Source organism: Rhizobium sp. SYY.PMSO (assembly GCF_046840415.1).
Classification (GTDB): Bacteria; Pseudomonadota; Alphaproteobacteria; order Rhizobiales; family Rhizobiaceae; genus Rhizobium.
On record NZ_CP177351.1, the window covers coordinates 274,754 to 288,435 of the forward strand.

Below are 13,682 nucleotides of genomic sequence, written 5' to 3' on the forward strand. Positions count from 1 at the left end.
AAGCTCGTCCATCTTGGAAGAAGGGGCAGCCGGAGGTCAAACTCGATGGCGGGCGTTAGTCGAGGCTCGCCATGCCAAGCTCCGCCTGACGGCCGAGACTCGTCATCCATTCGACGAATTCCGGCCGTGCCTTGATCTGCCGGGCGTAATGGCGCGCAAGCGCGGTTTTCAAATCGCCCTTCCTGCCAAGCTGCTCGTCGGCAAAGCCAATCATCTGGGAGTTCGGCCAGGCCTGCGGCCGGATGGCAACCAGGCGGACGAACAGGTCTTCGGCCGACTCGCCCGGATTTGCCTGGGCCATCAGCGAAAGCATGGCCGCCGTCGAGCGGGATACGCCCATATGGCAATGTACCAGCAGATGGCTCGAGGCTTGTGCGTCCCGTTGCGCCTGAAACTCCGAGCCGAATTTCAGAATTGCTTCGACATGTTCCGGTTGCGGCATCACGCGTCCTTGGGCGGCATCGATGATGTCGTGGAAGCGCAATGTCGTGCGATGATGCTCGCCATAGGAGTGAAAGACGTCCAGATCCGGGAGTTCTGGATCAAGCAGGGAAAGCACATGGGTAACGCTTCGAGCGCGCTGGTTCGGTAGCTCCTCGATTCCACAAACCGTAAGTTCCGGAGTAAAAAGCACGCTCATTTTCTATATCCTTCAAATCAACCCGAGATTTTGCAGTACCTCGGTACGATATAACGTCATCGCGCTGAAGTGAAAGTGCTTTTGCCGATCTCGGCGGGCAGGGATGCTGCCGATGCCGGGCATTGTCGACACTATTCCCGAGGAAGCCGCTGCGAGCGGCACCCGCCTGCCGGTATCTTCGCAGATGGAACGGCCCCTTTTCAGACACGGCAGCCGAACGTTTTGCGGAACGAAAAGCGCTCAACGCTGTTGGATGAGGGAACGGTAACGGATCTGCCGCCGGAGGAGGTCGTGCCTGAACTGATGACGGATATCATGCCCATGAATCCGGGCTGGCTGGATATCGTCGCGCGTCTGGTGCTGGTTGTTGCCGCCGGGGCACTCATCGGCATCAACCGCGAGACAGGCGGGCATGCGGCCGGATTTCGTACGACCATCCTGGTCGGGCTTGCCGCTTGCCTGTCGATGATCCAGGCCAACCTCCTGCTCTCGACCTTGGGAAAAACGCCGCAATCGTTCGCCTCTATGGATGTGCTGCGCTTTCCGCTCGGCGTGCTGACCGGGGTGGGTTTCATCGGCGGCGGCGCCATTCTCAAGCGCGGGGATCTCGTCACCGGCGTTACGACGGCGGCTACCTTGTGGATCATGACCGCCGTTGGCCTTTGTATCGGCGGCGGACAATTGCTCGTCGGCTCGGCTGGCGCGATCATCGCCTTTATCGTGCTGTCGCCTTTCAAGCGGCTCGACAGGCTGATATCGCGCCGCCGGAAGGCCCGCCTCGTGATCGAACAACCCCGCGAGGCCGATATCGCCGTCGCCGGTCTGGAAACAACGTCCGGGCCGCCTGGCTATGCTTTCTTCTTCCTGGGCAAGACGGCCGGGCCGACCGAGGCCACGGCTCATGTTTCCTACGAGGTCCGGTGGAAGCAGGCAGGAACGGATGACGGCGGCGCGAGGCTCCTGGCCATTCTCCAGAAACATCACAAAATCATCTCCTTCGAAATGCTGACCATAGGAACGTGACGGTGGATGGCGGCATCGGAACATTCGCCATCGGCAAAGGTTTTTCCTGCAAACCATGGGAGAAAACGATGAACGAGCTCAAGAATACGAAAAAGGCAGAGAGTTCTCCCGATCGTGGTGACATCCGCACCCTGCCGGCCCTGGATCAGGCTGCCGGCGGTTCGGGAGATATAGTGCCGGAACAGCAGGCGAGGCCGTCTTCGGCGCCGTCGACCGGGCCGGAACGCGGCACCGACGATGCGCGCTGCGAGGATTCGGTCGAGCGGGACCGATGGCGCAAGCAGACGGTCGATGAGGTGTCTTTCGGGATATCGCATCCAAAGGCAGCTTCTCGTTTTGATGACGCGCATGAAGAAGCCGCATCGGACGTTCCCGCGCCGGATCAGAAAAGAACGGATGCGGAAATTCGCAGCGAAATTGAAGGCAGGCTGAAAGAAGACCGGTTGCTGGATGAGACCAGCATTTTCGTGACCGTCAGCCGCGGGCGTGTTCTGATCGAAGGCTCTGTCGACAATCACGAAGCCAAGCAGCGAGCCGAGACGATATCCCGCCAGGCAACCGGCATTGTCGGGCACGACAGCAATCTTGCCATCCGCAAAGCGCCATAGACCGGAACGCCGATATGCGACCGCTTTTACTTATCATCTTCTTTCTGATGATTGCTTCCGTTCTGGCCATTCTGGTGATCAAGCCGTTCAGCTCGAATGACGGCCGGGACTCCGGCGCCGTACCGCACGGTCCCATAGAGCAGCCCGAGCCGAAGCCCTGACGATGGCCGCTCATTTGCCCGGAGACTGATCGTTCTGCTGTTTCTTCTGCGTGTCGTCCGGCTTGATGACGGGTGTCCTGCCGACCTTCGGCGCCGGCTTTTCCATTGCACCGTCTCCAACCGTCGGCGGTTTCAGCACGCCGCCGCAATCCGATAGTTTTGCGCTCGGATTGCTATCGGGTGCCGGCGCTGCCTGACCGTTCCCGGCCTGGCTGCCCTCCGTTTGCCGATCGGTCTCCGTCGCCTTGCACCGGTCGTCGTCCGGCTGCTGGGCGTGTGCGAAGGATGACGACAGGACAATCGCAAGCGCCGTTCCGAAAAGGATGCGACCGCATCCGGACAAGGCCCGGCCATTCGGGTTGCTCCCCCATTCAAACCTGGGTCGAAATGATCGTATCGACGCCGATGGAGCCGTCGATGACGCCGCGTTGATGATATTCCTGACCATTGTTCACCTCGATGACGGTGTAGAGTTTCTCATTGCGAAAGACGCTCGCCATTGTCGTCGTCTTGTCTTCCGCGGGCGCGGCATCGATGTCCATGAAATCCAGCTCCCTTTCGGATGCGACGATACGGGCGTCGCCTGCGGTTCGGGCGGCCACGAGAACCTCGCCGTGCGATTTCGCATCCAGCCAATTGGGATCGTCGTCGGCCGCGACCGGAACAAGTCGGTAAAGCTTGAGAGTTTCATCCATCTCCAATCTCCTTACATCGGAGAGGTCGCAGAGCGGATGGATAGGAAGCTCGACTGCCGTTTCGTCGGCTATGGAGAGAAAGCGGAAAAATCTCCATATTCTTCAGCACCATCATGTCCGCTTGGCACGATCTGCAACCTCATGAACCTAACGCCGGGCGGCAAGCATTGTTCCGGTTCGCGCCGGTCGAACGCCGCCGCGCCGCAATGGAACCATCTCCACCCATGCTGGTTAGTCCAGTACGGCATTTGCAACAAATGGAGGCTTGTGATGGTATCGCAGGAGCCCAAGAAGCCATTGTCCGCGACCGAGGCCCGGCAGGGCGTACGCGGCGTACATCTCTTTACCGTGCTGGTCACCGCGCTGGTGCTGGTCGCGATCGTGTGGGCCGGGGTTGAAGTCTGGGGCCGCTATATCGAACCGACCGGCTCTCAAAATCCGCAGCCGACCATAAGCTCCTCCAGCGGTCAACCGCAGGGGGGTACGATCGACAATACGCCGCCCGCCGGACAATCGGCCCAGCCGGCTGCCGGCGACCGCACGGAAAACAACCAGCAGGGCATAAACAGCACCCCGGCACAGCCAAGCCGCGACGGCACCCAAAATTAGGCGACGGTCTTTCGCAAATCGAACGATCGATGATTGGCCCATGGTGGCCGGACCTGGGCCGGCCGGGGGAGGGGATTTTCGGGAACCGATTATGAGCAGACGCTAGCCGACATGACGGCCTTCAGGATGCTTATCTTCGCCGGTTTCGCGTGTATCGTTATCCGGGCGATGCGTTGCAGCTTTCTTCCGAAGCTTCACCAGCACCTCTGCGCCATCGGCGGAGGCCCGCGTCCGCTCCATCATCTCGCGCTCCCTGACGGCCTGCTCCCAATGATGCTGATTGCATCCCCAAGGCCGCCCGGCCGCTTCCCAGATGGCGTAAGCCCGCTTGCTGATCCACTCGAACCGTTCATCCGTCATTTTCTTCTCCTTTGTGGATGTTTCGAACCGCGGTCGAGGGGGAATGTTCCGTGTCGGGAACAATAATCATGCTGACGGGTTGCACCTTAAATCCAGAACGTCACAGGCGTATGAATCCGCAACACGGAGAGGAAGAATCCGATGGCTTTGACGTTGATCAGCAAGGCTTTTGCTGAAGACGAACCGATACCGACCAAGTACGCGCTGACCGGCGAGAACGTGTTTCCGCCTCTTGCCTGGAACGGTGCTCCCGACGAGACTCGCAGCTTTGCGCTGATTGTCGAGGATCCGGATGCGCCGAGCGGCACATTCCGCCATTGCGGCATCGCCAATATCCCCGCGCGATGGGATGGCTTGGCCGAAAGCGTGGATACCCTCCAGGAGCAGGCGCTCCGCTTTTACAAGAACGATTTCGGAAACGCCCGCTATGACGGTCCGCAGCCGCCAAGCGGCGACCCTCCGCATCGCTATATTTTCCGGCTTGCGGCCCTCGACGTACCGCGGGTTACGCTCCCCGAGGCCGCAGGAGCCGAGGCGATGTGGCGGACAGTGAGGAAACACATGCTGGCAGAGGCGAGTTTGACCGGCATCTATCAGTCATAGACTGCGATCCGCCGGCCGCCGGGCTTGCGCCGGTCGCATCGGCGCGTGCCGGATTCCGCTTGAGCAGGATGACGGCAATGAGAAAAGGACAAGACGATTCAGGCAGAAATGAACCCCGCACGTTCGCGTCGGAAGATGTCCGCCAGGGCGAAATCATTCTGAAGCGGCGGTGGCAGCGCCTGATATTCATTTTCGGCCTTGCCGCCGGGGTGCTCGTGATACTGCTGGTGCACTTTGCCGGATAGGGCATTTTCCGGAAAGCGCTTCACGACATGGCGTCGCCAAGGCAAAAGGGAAAGCCGCAAAACGACTGCCAATTCTGGCGTTTTGGCGGCTGTTCCCCTCTATCGCCGGCTCAGGATTGTCCTATCGTTTCCATCGCCAATCGCTGATCTCCGGCATGTCCTCCCCGTAGCGCCGGACATAGTCATGATGCTTGATGAGCTTTCCCTTCAGGGCATCTATGACATCGGGAACTTTCTCCGCCAGTCCCGGCACGCGATCGATCGCCTCCAGCGCAAGATGATATCGATCGAGCTCGTTCAGGACGGTCATGTCGAACGGCGTGGTCGTGGTGCCTTCCTCGATGAACCCCCGCACATGGATGTTGTCGTGATTGGTCCGCCGGTAGGTCAGGCGGTGGATCAGATAGGGATAGCCGTGATAGGCGAAGATCACCGGCTTGTCCGTGGTGAAGATCTGGTCGAACGCCTGGTGATCGAGGCCGTGCGGATGTTGCTCGGGATCCTGCAGGGCCAGGAGGTCGACCACGTTGACCGTGCGGATCTTCAGGTCCGGGATCGCCTCATGCAGCAGCATGACGGCGGCCAGCGTTTCCATGGTCGGAACGTCGCCCGCGCAGGCCATGACGACATCGGGGGCAATCGTGTTGTCCTCGTAGCTTGCCCAGTCCCAGATGCCGGCGCCGGCCTTGCAATGGGCGATCGCCTCATCCATGCCGAGCCACTGCGATTCCGGCTGTTTGCCGGCAACGATGACGTTGATCCGGTCGTAGGTCCGCAGGCAATGATCGCCCACCCACAGCAGCGTATTGGCGTCCGGCGGCAGGTAGATGCGCACCACGTCGGCCTTCTTGTTGGCGACGAGATCGACGAAACCCGGGTCCTGATGGGAAAAGCCGTTGTGATCCTGCCGCCAGACATGGGACGTCAGCAGGTAGTTCAGCGACGAGATCGGCTTGCGCCACTCCAGTTCCCGCGAGACTTTCAGCCACTTGGCATGCTGGTTGAACATGGAATCGACGATATGGATGAAGGCCTCGTAGCATGAAAAGAGGCCGTGACGGCCGGTCAGAAGATAGCCCTCCAGCCAGCCCTGGCACAGGTGTTCGCTCAGAACCTCCATCACGCGTCCATCGCGGGCCAGATGGACGTCATAGTCCTCGATCTCTTCCATCCACACCCGGTCGGTGGCTTCGAAGACGCTGCCGAGCCGGTTCGATTCCGTCTCGTCCGGGCCGAATATGCGGAAATTTTGCGCGGCGTCGTTGAGTTTCAGCGTGTCCCGCAGGTAATGGCCGAGGATCTCGGTCGATTGCACCTGCTTGCTGCCGCGCTCGCCGATCTCGACGGCATAGTCACGAATGGAGGGGACCAGTAGCTCCTTGCGCAGCAGGCCGCCATTGGCGTGCGGATTGGCGCCCATGCGCCTTTCGCCTTGCGGCGCAAGCGCGCTCAATTCAGCCTTGAGCCGGCCGTCACCGTCGAAGAGATCGTCCGGGTTGTAGCTGCGCATCCAGTCTTCCAGGATCTTGCGATGGCCCTCGTCGCCGCGGCAATTGGCGACCGGCACCTGATGCGCCCGCCAGAAGCCTTCGACCTTCTTGCCGTCGACCTCCTTGGGGCCGGTCCAGCCTTTCGGGCTGCGCAGAACGATCATGGGCCAACGCGGCATCCCGTCGGAGGTCCCCTTTTCTCGTGCCTTTCTTTGTATGTCGCGAATGCGGTCGAATACCCGGTCGAACGTGTCGGCCATCGCCTGATGCATCGCGGCCGGCTCGTGTCCCTCGACAAAGAAGGGCTCGTAGCCGTAGCCCGAGAACAGGTCGCGCAGGTCGTCGTCGCTTGCCCGGCCGAGGATTGTCGGGTTGGCGATCTTGTAGCCGTTGAGGTGGAGGATCGGCAGCACGGCGCCGTCGCGCGTCGGATTGAGGAACTTGTTGGAATGCCAGCTTGCCGCCAGGGGGCCGGTTTCGGCTTCGCCGTCGCCGACGACGCAGGCAACGACGAGATCCGGATTGTCGAAAGCGGCGCCATAGGCGTGCACGAGCGCATAGCCGAGTTCGCCGCCCTCGTGAATGGAACCGGGCGTTTCCGGAGCGGCATGGCTCGGAATGCCGCCGGGGAAGGAAAACTGCTTGAACAGCTTCTGCAATCCGCTCGTCGTCTCGGGTATGTCCGGATAGACTTCGCTGTACGTGCCTTCGAGATAGGTGTTGGCGACCATGCCGGGACCGCCATGGCCGGGACCGCACATATAGATGATATCGAGATCGCGCGCCTTGATGACGCGATTCAGATGAGCATAGATGAAGTTCAGTCCCGGTGTCGTTCCCCAGTGTCCCAGCAGTCTCGGCTTGATGTGCTCCGGTTTCAGCGGCTCGCGCAGCAGCGGGTTGTCCATCAGGTAGATCTGGCCGACGGACAGATAGTTGGCTGCCCTCCAGTAGCGGTCGATCAGAGAGAGTTCTTCGGGCGAAAGCGGTGTGGTAACAGCATTCATTTCCGGTTCCTCGTTTTCGTCACATGATGAGAGCCATGGCCTCGTCGGCGATCACCTGTTCCTCATCGGTTGGAATTACGAATAGCTTGGCATTGCTGGACGCTGCGTTGATCGAGGTCAAATTGCGCTCGTTCGCGTCGTCATCGATTTCGATACCCAGCCATTGCAACCTCCGTGCGACGCGCGCTCTGATCTGCGGCTGGTTTTCACCAATGCCCGCGGTGAAGACGAGAGCGTCGAGACCGCCGACCGTCATGGACAGCCGGCCGATCTCGCCGGCGATACGCAGGCAGAACAGGTCTATGGCTTCAGCCGCTTCCGGTCGCCTGTCGTCAAGCAGAACCCGCGTGTCCCCGCTGATGCCTGACACGCCGAGCAGGCCGCACTCGTGGTAGAGAAAGTCCTCGATCCGTTCGGGCTGGAGCCTTCCGGCCCGCAGGAGATAGAGCAGGGCGCCGGGGTCCAGCCAGCCGGGGCGTGTCGCCATCGGAATACCGTCCAGCGCCGAAAACCCCATGCTGGTATCCCTGCTGATGCCGTTTTCCATGGCGCACAGGCTGGCGCCGCTGCCGAGGTGGCAGGCGATGACCCTGCCTTTGGCGGCGGCCGGATCGATCTGCCGAAGCCGTGAGGCGATATATTTGTAGGACAGGCCGTGAAAGCCGTAGCGGCGCACGCCATCGTCGTGCAGCCGGCGCGGAATTGCCAGCCGCCGCACGAGGTCGGCTTGCGATGAATGGAAGGCCGTGTCGAAAGAGGCTATTTGCCGGACGTCCGGTCGAAGCGTTTCGATCGACCGGATGACGCGCAGGGCCTGCGGCTGATGGAGGGGGGCAAGGGGAACGAGCTCTTCGATCCGTCCGATTTCGGCTCCATTCAGCAGCGTCGCATCCCGAAACGTCATGCCGCCATGAACGACGCGATGGGCTACGGCGCGCAACCTGCCGGGAAGATGCGCCAGCATATGCTCCAGGGTTTCCGACACGACGGAAACGAAATGCGCGTCGTTGTCGCCCCCGATCGCCTTCTCGTACCGATCCGGACCCACGGAATAGCGAAGCGTCAGCGGATCTTGATCGAAATCGATCTTCCCTCGGCCGACATTTCTTGCCAGGCCGGGCTTCAGCTCGAAGATCCCGATTTTCAAGGTCGAGGATCCGGCATTGAATGTCAGCAAGACATCGTCGGTCATGTCAGCCTCGGACTAGGGGTGTCGACCACCGCAAGTTAGTGCATTCGCAGGCGGAAGCAACCGCCCACGCTGTCGAGTGTGACTCTTTATCGCTACGGCAGGCTTTGCCGCCGGGCGCCGGCTGAAGCCTCCCATGCGGGCCAAGGCGGCAATCGGCGAATCTGGCGCGAACCGGCATTTTTGACCTGCCGGCGGAACCAGATCGGGGCAGGCAGGTTCGATATGGATAGGGCCGGACAGGGCTCGCGCGCCGGCTTCATGAGGTGCGTCCCATGCCTCGCGGCTGCCGCTACCAGGAGGTGAGAAATGGAAATCTATCACCGATATCGCAAGAATGAGGCTTCACCGGGCTCCATCGTCGTCAAGTTCTATCACTCCGGAGACCAGATCAGAGGGTTCCTGCGCAAGGTCACGCCGCCGGGAGAGGACGATGCGGTCTTTCCCGGTGAGGAAATGGAGCCGGACGACGCCTTTCGATCCGCCCGGAACAAGATGACCGGCAAGCAGATGCGCCCGATCTATGTCGAGTTGTCGGAAGGCGTGCAATGGAACCCTGCCTGGGGCCGGCTGGAGTAGCCTGATGCCGGCTTTCTGGAGCAATTCCAGGAAAAGTGCATACCGGTCTTCCGCCCGGAGTTGCGTGAGCGCGTTCGCGATTCCGCGAGCCGAGGAACCGCTCTAGACGGACCCGTGCCGGCGGGCCTCTTCGGAAATCTCGCGCCTGCGCAGCCGCTTGCGCGCTTGCGGGGACCGGGCGTCTGCCGGTGTGTCCAATCCAAGCTTCAGGCTCAATTGCCGCGCATCCTCCGGTGCCCGCACCTTTACGTCATTGTCGAAATAGACGTAGACATCGCGGCCTTTCCGCGACCATTTCAATGGTTCCAGTACGCGATTGGCATCGGCGGGCTCCCGACCGTGCGCCCAGTCATCGATACGGCTCGCCCATCTATCGAGGGCTTCGTCGTCGTAGCCGCTGACATAGAGTTCCTCCGAACCGTGCAGCCGGCAATAGACAAAATCCGACGTGACATCCATGAGCAACGGCCATTCGACGGTATCGGCGCAGACAAGCCCGATGCGATGTTCCCTCAGCATCTCGATGAATTCGGCATCCTCAAAGCTCTCGTGGCGAATTTCGAAGGCATGACGGATCGGCCGCGTCTCGTCGCTTTCAAGCCACTCCTGCCCTTTCAGCCGCGCATCCCGCTGCTCGGCAAGCTTCGCCGCGGCATGGGTGTCCTTGGGCAGCATATTCATGAAGGCGGAAAAGCGTTGCGGATCGAAACGCAGCCGCGGAGGGAACTGCCAGAGGATCGGCCCCAGTTTCGGACCCAGCCGCAGCAGACCCGAGGCGATGAAATTGGCAAGCGGCGTCTCGACATCGCGCAGCCTGCGCAGATGCGTTATGTAGCGCGAGCCTTTGACTGCGAACACGAACCCATCCGGTGTCTCCTCGCGCCATCTCGCGAAAGTCTCGGGCCGTTGCAGGCCGTAGAATGTTCCATTGATTTCGATGGATGGGAATTGGCTGGACGCATAGGCCAGTTCGCATTTCTGCGTCAGATCCTTTGGATAGAAAACCCCGCGCCAGGGCGCATAGGTCCAGCCGGATATGCCGATGCGGATCGTGCCTGTCTTTGCCATGCCGTCAAACCCGAGCTGGATTGATGTCTTGCTCTTCGGAGAAGTCCCGTTCGGTGCCTATGCCCGGCTGGTCAGGTGACATTGATCGAAGGCAGGAAGGACATCACCTCGCTGCGTCGCCTCGGTGCCAGAATCTCGATTTCCCGGTTCCAGAAAGTCTCGGCTTCGGGTGGATCGGCCTCCCAGCTCTTGGTCGAGAGAATATTGTCGTCCATAACCAGAAGCCTGCGTCCTCCGAGCCGGAGATATTCCTCCGCGAGGTCTTGAGCGCTGTTCATCATCACCATGCTCCTCGAATAATGTGCCGGCGTGCTTCGCTTTGTTGGCCGCCTGTCGCCGTCCGTCTCTCAGTGTGGCGTTCGTATTCGCCCAAGAGGCTGCCGTTGGCTTGGGAAAGCGGTCAAGCTTTCCCGAGCTTGCCGTCATTGTGGACAATTCGCGGTCGCCGTGCCGTCGTTCGACTGCGTGCCTTGCGTATCGTTGGTCTGCGTCGTGTTCTTGCCGGTCTTCACCGCATTGCAGTCCTGCGACTGGCCGTTGGAGTTGGGTGTGCCGCTGGTGCCGGACGTGGTATTGCCGGCCGCGCCTCCGCTTCCGCCGGATGTGTCGCCGTTTTGGCTGCCCGTCGCCGCGCCGTTGCTGCTGCCGGAACCTCCCGAACCCGTGCCGCCGGAACCCGATTGCTGGGCCATGGCGGTCGTCGCCATGCCAATCGACAGGGCGCAGACTGCGATCATCTTGGTCAACATGGGTATTTCCTCTCTTTCGTTTGCCGCCTTCAAACTCGACAAGGCGGTTGTTGTTTCCAGGCTTTCGGATTTTTGTCATCCCGATGTCCTCTATCCACGGCGCCTGAGGGGATCGAGCAATGGGCGTCATGCTCCGTCTCAGCCGAATGGCTGCGGGGCCTTGTGATTTTTTGAAAAGGTGGGGAACAAGCTCGGTATGCAGCCGTTCCCCGGAAGGATGCAAGGAACATCTGAAACCTGAAAGCCAATGCCAGGCATCGCGAGGGTCGCGGCGCAAAGAGAGTGGCATTGCCTGCTCGAACCAAAATCAATGGCGGCTTCGTCCGGCGATAGCCGGGATCATCCACTGCGGGCCAGCGCCGGTAGGAAGTCGCACCCTTCACTGGCTCCCAAGGAGGAAAGTTGTGACCGATATGCTTCGATCAGCCGGTCTGCAGTCCGAAATAGTGGACCTCATTCCAGCCCTTCGCGCTTTTGCGCGGACCTTCCACAGAAACGCCAACGATGCCGATGACCTTGTCCAGGAAACGCTGGCGAAAGCGCTGGCCAATCTCAACCAGTTCGATCGCGGCACCCGACTGAAATCCTGGCTGTTCACGATCATGCGCAATACGTTCTGCACGAAGTTCCGGATTGCGAAGCGGGAGGCGCCCGGCAACAAGAAATGCGTCTCCGGCGATGGCGTCGCCCCGCCGTCGCAGGAATGGACCGTCCGGGCAAAGGAGCTGGCGGCGGCCTGCAATCTTCTGCCCGAGCATTACAGGGTGGTGCTCGAATATGTCGTCATCGAGGGCCGTTCCTATGACGATGCCGCCGAAAAGTTCGGCTGCGCGATCGGCACCGTGAAAAGCCGGATCAATCGAGCCCGCCAGCAATTGGCCGCTCGGCTCGACGAAGACATGCATTGAGGGCGCTCATCGCGTGGACGCGCGTCTAGATATCCCGCTTTCGTACGCCGAACAGCGCCTCGGCGATATGCTCGATCGCGGCCGGTTTCTCGCATAACACAAAGCCGGCAAATCCGGTGGTGACGCCGCGCGGCTCCCGGCCGATCGCGAAGAGGTAGGGGAGTTTCAGTGTCTCAAGCCGCTCGACGAGCGGAAATGCGCACTCCGTGGCGAGATGCAGATCCAGGATAGCGGCATCCGCCTCGTCCGCTTCGGCCAGTTCCGCGGCATGTTCGACATCGCTGACGGGACCGACGACGATGGCGCCGAGCATATGCAGCTTCTTACGCACTTCATCGGTGAGGAAATATCCGTCCTCCACGATCAAAAGCCGCTTGCCCGACAACATCGAGCTATGGGGAGTCGTTGAATTGACCATCCATCGATCCAGGTTATGCCTGTTTTATACGCGACGGCGTGTGAACCGGACGTGAACTGCAAAGATGCCTTTGCCGCCTGCCCGTCGGTCCTTCAGCTCTCGGCCCATGCCGTCCGGAACATGGCGCCGCACAGCGTCACGAACCCTCGGCGCGCGCGGAAGTTTCCGCATCTCGCTCGCCGCATCGGAGAAAAATCCCACCCGACACCTGGGTCGAAATCGGGAACAACGGAGTTTGCACGACGTTAGATTGCTGTGGGAACACGTCTGCGGTTTGGGAGCATAAAATGTCTGAAGTCATTGATGTTGAATTCAAAATTCTCTGGAAGGCGCCGGTCCGGCTTGCAACGGCTGATCGAGCCGGCTACGCGGTTCGCGGGCCGGAAGACGCGATCTTCTTCCTGTCGCGGCGATGGCCCTGCGAACGAGGAAGGTCATACGCTCATGCCAGGGAGAAATGCGTCGCGGCCGTCTCGCATAGAATCCCGATCGAGACTTCCAGAGACGCATTCGTGGCTGCCTGTGTGGATGCGCGGCTGATGTCGATGGACGAGCGCCAGTCATGACACGCCCATCGAACACGGTTACGGAAGAGGAAGCCTACGAGCTTGGTGGAAAAGCCTTCGCGAAGGGAGCAAGCGGCGACAACAATCCGTTTGAGGAAGGCGACAGGTGCCGGGACAAGTGGGCGCAGGGATTTCTCGACGCGCAAAAGATACGCAGCGATCAGCATCTGCCCGGCCATCCGCCGAATTGAGGGGCCGTCCGCGATACATGGTCTTTCAACGATAATAGCGCTCCGCTCTCTCGGGGCGCGTCTTAGCGCTATCCCGGACGGGTTGCGCCCGCATGCAGCATTGGAAACAACCGCGCGACGCCGTCAGATGGCAAGCCCGCCTCCGCGCTCTAGCGCTCCCGTTCGTCGATATCGATCTGGCCTTTCTCGGCCAGGATCGGCAGAGCGATATTATGCTGAGCCTCGTTCATTTCCTGCACCGTCACAAGCGTTCCGCCCCGTTCCAGGGCTGCGGCATAGGCGGCACGCTGCTCTTCGTGAAAGAAGATTCCGGTCAGGGCGTCCAGAAACCCCATGTGATCGATCGGCGACGTATCGGGGCGATTGCCGGGCGTCATGGTGATGACATCCCTGGGTATGCCGGCATCGATCAATGCCTGGACCGTTGCCTCCGCGTCATATTCGTCATTGAAAAATGCGCTGAGCGCAAGTGAGCCGATCTTGCTTTCGCTGCTCATGGCCGATTCCTCCGTTGGCGTGGTCCTATTGACTTAACGAGCGCCGCGGGAGCGGGTTCCCGCAGGGTCACGCTTT

The 13,682-nt window shown here is 60.7% G+C and carries 21 protein-coding genes; 9 read left to right on the forward strand and 12 right to left on the reverse strand.

The annotated features are described in order from the left end of the window. Positions 1 to 55: 55 nt before the first annotated feature. Entirely contained in the window at positions 56 to 640 is a 585-nt protein-coding gene (locus ACJJVH_RS28020; RefSeq protein ID WP_113358549.1) for a protein-tyrosine-phosphatase, read from the reverse strand. Between the two features lie 291 nt (positions 641 to 931). Between ACJJVH_RS28020 and ACJJVH_RS28025 the strand changes: the two genes are divergently transcribed. The 3 genes from ACJJVH_RS28025 to ACJJVH_RS28035 all read left to right on the forward strand — a co-directional run bounded on the left by ACJJVH_RS28025 (position 932) and on the right by ACJJVH_RS28035 (position 2,432). After that, entirely contained in the window at positions 932 to 1,663 is a 732-nt protein-coding gene (locus ACJJVH_RS28025; protein WP_412066731.1) for an MgtC/SapB family protein, read from the forward strand. 68 nt (positions 1,664 to 1,731) lie between these two features. Next, the gene (locus ACJJVH_RS28030; protein WP_412066732.1) at positions 1,732 to 2,271 is read left to right on the forward strand and encodes a BON domain-containing protein; all 540 of its coding nucleotides are present in this window, start codon (positions 1,732 to 1,734) and stop codon (positions 2,269 to 2,271) included. 14 nt (positions 2,272 to 2,285) lie between these two features. After that, positions 2,286 to 2,432 carry a hypothetical protein gene (locus ACJJVH_RS28035; protein ID WP_412066733.1) on the forward strand — a complete coding sequence of 49 codons (147 nt, stop codon included), beginning with the start codon at positions 2,286 to 2,288 and terminating at the stop codon, positions 2,430 to 2,432. 10 nt (positions 2,433 to 2,442) lie between these two features. Here ACJJVH_RS28035 and ACJJVH_RS28040 read toward each other — a convergent pair whose 3' ends face one another. After that, positions 2,443 to 2,775 (reverse strand): hypothetical protein, encoded by a 333-nt coding sequence (locus ACJJVH_RS28040; protein ID WP_412066734.1) that lies wholly within the window; start codon positions 2,773 to 2,775, stop codon positions 2,443 to 2,445. A 28-nt stretch (positions 2,776 to 2,803) separates the two neighbouring features. After that, entirely contained in the window at positions 2,804 to 3,127 is a 324-nt protein-coding gene (locus ACJJVH_RS28045) for a hypothetical protein (protein ID WP_112795133.1), read from the reverse strand. A 270-nt stretch (positions 3,128 to 3,397) separates the two neighbouring features. On the opposite strand from ACJJVH_RS28045, the gene ACJJVH_RS28050 reads away from it, so the two are divergent. After that, on the forward strand, positions 3,398 to 3,736 hold the full coding sequence (locus ACJJVH_RS28050; RefSeq protein ID WP_412066735.1) for a hypothetical protein: 339 nt from the start codon (positions 3,398 to 3,400) through the stop codon (positions 3,734 to 3,736). Positions 3,737 to 3,838: 102 nt separating this feature from the next. Here the strand turns inward: ACJJVH_RS28050 and ACJJVH_RS28055 are convergent, their stop codons facing one another. Then, a complete protein-coding gene (locus ACJJVH_RS28055) occupies positions 3,839 to 4,096 on the reverse strand; it encodes a DUF2934 domain-containing protein (RefSeq protein ID WP_112795134.1) in 258 nt (85 codons plus the stop codon). 141 nt (positions 4,097 to 4,237) lie between these two features. Between ACJJVH_RS28055 and ACJJVH_RS28060 the strand changes: the two genes are divergently transcribed. After that, a complete protein-coding gene (locus ACJJVH_RS28060) occupies positions 4,238 to 4,699 on the forward strand; it encodes a YbhB/YbcL family Raf kinase inhibitor-like protein (RefSeq protein WP_113435658.1) in 462 nt (153 codons plus the stop codon). A gap of 98 nt (positions 4,700 to 4,797) precedes the next feature. On the opposite strand, the gene ACJJVH_RS28065 is transcribed toward ACJJVH_RS28060, so the two are convergent. The 3 genes from ACJJVH_RS28065 to ACJJVH_RS28075 form a co-directional block, all read right to left on the reverse strand. Further along, complete coding sequence (locus tag ACJJVH_RS28065) at positions 4,798 to 4,968, reverse strand: hypothetical protein (protein ID WP_412066736.1); 171 nt, start codon at positions 4,966 to 4,968, stop codon at positions 4,798 to 4,800. Positions 4,969 to 5,065: 97 nt separating this feature from the next. Beyond that, entirely contained in the window at positions 5,066 to 7,441 is a 2,376-nt protein-coding gene (locus tag ACJJVH_RS28070; protein ID WP_412066737.1) for a phosphoketolase, read from the reverse strand. A gap of 19 nt (positions 7,442 to 7,460) precedes the next feature. Further along, the gene (locus ACJJVH_RS28075; RefSeq protein WP_112795137.1) at positions 7,461 to 8,633 is read right to left on the reverse strand and encodes an acetate/propionate family kinase; all 1,173 of its coding nucleotides are present in this window, start codon (positions 8,631 to 8,633) and stop codon (positions 7,461 to 7,463) included. A 306-nt stretch (positions 8,634 to 8,939) separates the two neighbouring features. Between ACJJVH_RS28075 and ACJJVH_RS28080 the strand changes: the two genes are divergently transcribed. Then, complete coding sequence (locus tag ACJJVH_RS28080; protein ID WP_412066738.1) at positions 8,940 to 9,209, forward strand: hypothetical protein; 270 nt, start codon at positions 8,940 to 8,942, stop codon at positions 9,207 to 9,209. A 102-nt stretch (positions 9,210 to 9,311) separates the two neighbouring features. Here ACJJVH_RS28080 and ACJJVH_RS28085 read toward each other — a convergent pair whose 3' ends face one another. From ACJJVH_RS28085 to ACJJVH_RS28095, 3 genes are all read right to left on the reverse strand, one after another. Further along, positions 9,312 to 10,277 (reverse strand): DUF72 domain-containing protein, encoded by a 966-nt coding sequence (locus tag ACJJVH_RS28085; protein ID WP_412066739.1) that lies wholly within the window; start codon positions 10,275 to 10,277, stop codon positions 9,312 to 9,314. A 71-nt stretch (positions 10,278 to 10,348) separates the two neighbouring features. Beyond that, entirely contained in the window at positions 10,349 to 10,558 is a 210-nt protein-coding gene (locus tag ACJJVH_RS28090; protein ID WP_112795312.1) for a hypothetical protein, read from the reverse strand. A gap of 141 nt (positions 10,559 to 10,699) precedes the next feature. Then, a complete protein-coding gene (locus ACJJVH_RS28095; protein ID WP_412066740.1) occupies positions 10,700 to 11,026 on the reverse strand; it encodes a hypothetical protein in 327 nt (108 codons plus the stop codon). Positions 11,027 to 11,430: 404 nt separating this feature from the next. On the opposite strand from ACJJVH_RS28095, the gene ACJJVH_RS28100 reads away from it, so the two are divergent. Then, complete coding sequence (locus ACJJVH_RS28100) at positions 11,431 to 11,934, forward strand: sigma-70 family RNA polymerase sigma factor (RefSeq protein ID WP_112795142.1); 504 nt, start codon at positions 11,431 to 11,433, stop codon at positions 11,932 to 11,934. A gap of 25 nt (positions 11,935 to 11,959) precedes the next feature. Here the strand turns inward: ACJJVH_RS28100 and ACJJVH_RS28105 are convergent, their stop codons facing one another. Then, entirely contained in the window at positions 11,960 to 12,352 is a 393-nt protein-coding gene (locus ACJJVH_RS28105) for a response regulator (protein ID WP_412066741.1), read from the reverse strand. Positions 12,353 to 12,639: 287 nt separating this feature from the next. On the opposite strand from ACJJVH_RS28105, the gene ACJJVH_RS28110 reads away from it, so the two are divergent. After that, positions 12,640 to 12,918: a DUF982 domain-containing protein gene (locus ACJJVH_RS28110; protein WP_112795144.1), complete on the forward strand. Its 279-nt coding sequence runs from the start codon at positions 12,640 to 12,642 to the stop codon at positions 12,916 to 12,918. Continuing rightward, positions 12,915 to 13,109: a hypothetical protein gene (locus tag ACJJVH_RS28115; protein WP_112795145.1), complete on the forward strand. Its 195-nt coding sequence runs from the start codon at positions 12,915 to 12,917 to the stop codon at positions 13,107 to 13,109. The genes ACJJVH_RS28110 and ACJJVH_RS28115 overlap by 4 nt, the downstream gene beginning before the upstream one ends. A gap of 149 nt (positions 13,110 to 13,258) precedes the next feature. Here the strand turns inward: ACJJVH_RS28115 and ACJJVH_RS28120 are convergent, their stop codons facing one another. Beyond that, on the reverse strand, positions 13,259 to 13,606 hold the full coding sequence (locus tag ACJJVH_RS28120; RefSeq protein WP_113358538.1) for a hypothetical protein: 348 nt from the start codon (positions 13,604 to 13,606) through the stop codon (positions 13,259 to 13,261). Positions 13,607 to 13,682: the final 76 nt, after the last annotated feature.

Excerpts from the sequence above, each read along its gene's own strand:
- ACJJVH_RS28020 (WP_113358549.1), bottom strand. The coding sequence starts at position 640 with ATGAGCGTGCTTTTTACTCCGGAACTTACGGTTTGTGGAATCGAGGAG.
- ACJJVH_RS28030 (WP_412066732.1), top strand. The coding sequence starts at position 1,732 with ATGAACGAGCTCAAGAATACGAAAAAGGCAGAGAGTTCTCCCGATCGT.
- ACJJVH_RS28035 (WP_412066733.1), top strand. The coding sequence starts at position 2,286 with ATGCGACCGCTTTTACTTATCATCTTCTTTCTGATGATTGCTTCCGTT.
- ACJJVH_RS28045 (WP_112795133.1), bottom strand. The coding sequence starts at position 3,127 with ATGGATGAAACTCTCAAGCTTTACCGACTTGTTCCGGTCGCGGCCGAC.
- ACJJVH_RS28050 (WP_412066735.1), top strand. The coding sequence starts at position 3,398 with ATGGTATCGCAGGAGCCCAAGAAGCCATTGTCCGCGACCGAGGCCCGG.
- ACJJVH_RS28055 (WP_112795134.1), bottom strand. The coding sequence starts at position 4,096 with ATGACGGATGAACGGTTCGAGTGGATCAGCAAGCGGGCTTACGCCATC.
- ACJJVH_RS28060 (WP_113435658.1), top strand. The coding sequence starts at position 4,238 with ATGGCTTTGACGTTGATCAGCAAGGCTTTTGCTGAAGACGAACCGATA.
- ACJJVH_RS28070 (WP_412066737.1), bottom strand. The coding sequence starts at position 7,441 with ATGAATGCTGTTACCACACCGCTTTCGCCCGAAGAACTCTCTCTGATC.
- ACJJVH_RS28075 (WP_112795137.1), bottom strand. The coding sequence starts at position 8,633 with ATGACCGACGATGTCTTGCTGACATTCAATGCCGGATCCTCGACCTTG.
- ACJJVH_RS28080 (WP_412066738.1), top strand. The coding sequence starts at position 8,940 with ATGGAAATCTATCACCGATATCGCAAGAATGAGGCTTCACCGGGCTCC.
- ACJJVH_RS28085 (WP_412066739.1), bottom strand. The coding sequence starts at position 10,277 with ATGGCAAAGACAGGCACGATCCGCATCGGCATATCCGGCTGGACCTAT.
- ACJJVH_RS28090 (WP_112795312.1), bottom strand. The coding sequence starts at position 10,558 with ATGATGAACAGCGCTCAAGACCTCGCGGAGGAATATCTCCGGCTCGGA.
- ACJJVH_RS28095 (WP_412066740.1), bottom strand. The coding sequence starts at position 11,026 with ATGTTGACCAAGATGATCGCAGTCTGCGCCCTGTCGATTGGCATGGCG.
- ACJJVH_RS28105 (WP_412066741.1), bottom strand. The coding sequence starts at position 12,352 with ATGGTCAATTCAACGACTCCCCATAGCTCGATGTTGTCGGGCAAGCGG.
- ACJJVH_RS28110 (WP_112795144.1), top strand. The coding sequence starts at position 12,640 with ATGTCTGAAGTCATTGATGTTGAATTCAAAATTCTCTGGAAGGCGCCG.
- ACJJVH_RS28115 (WP_112795145.1), top strand. The coding sequence starts at position 12,915 with ATGACACGCCCATCGAACACGGTTACGGAAGAGGAAGCCTACGAGCTT.
- ACJJVH_RS28120 (WP_113358538.1), bottom strand. The coding sequence starts at position 13,606 with ATGAGCAGCGAAAGCAAGATCGGCTCACTTGCGCTCAGCGCATTTTTC.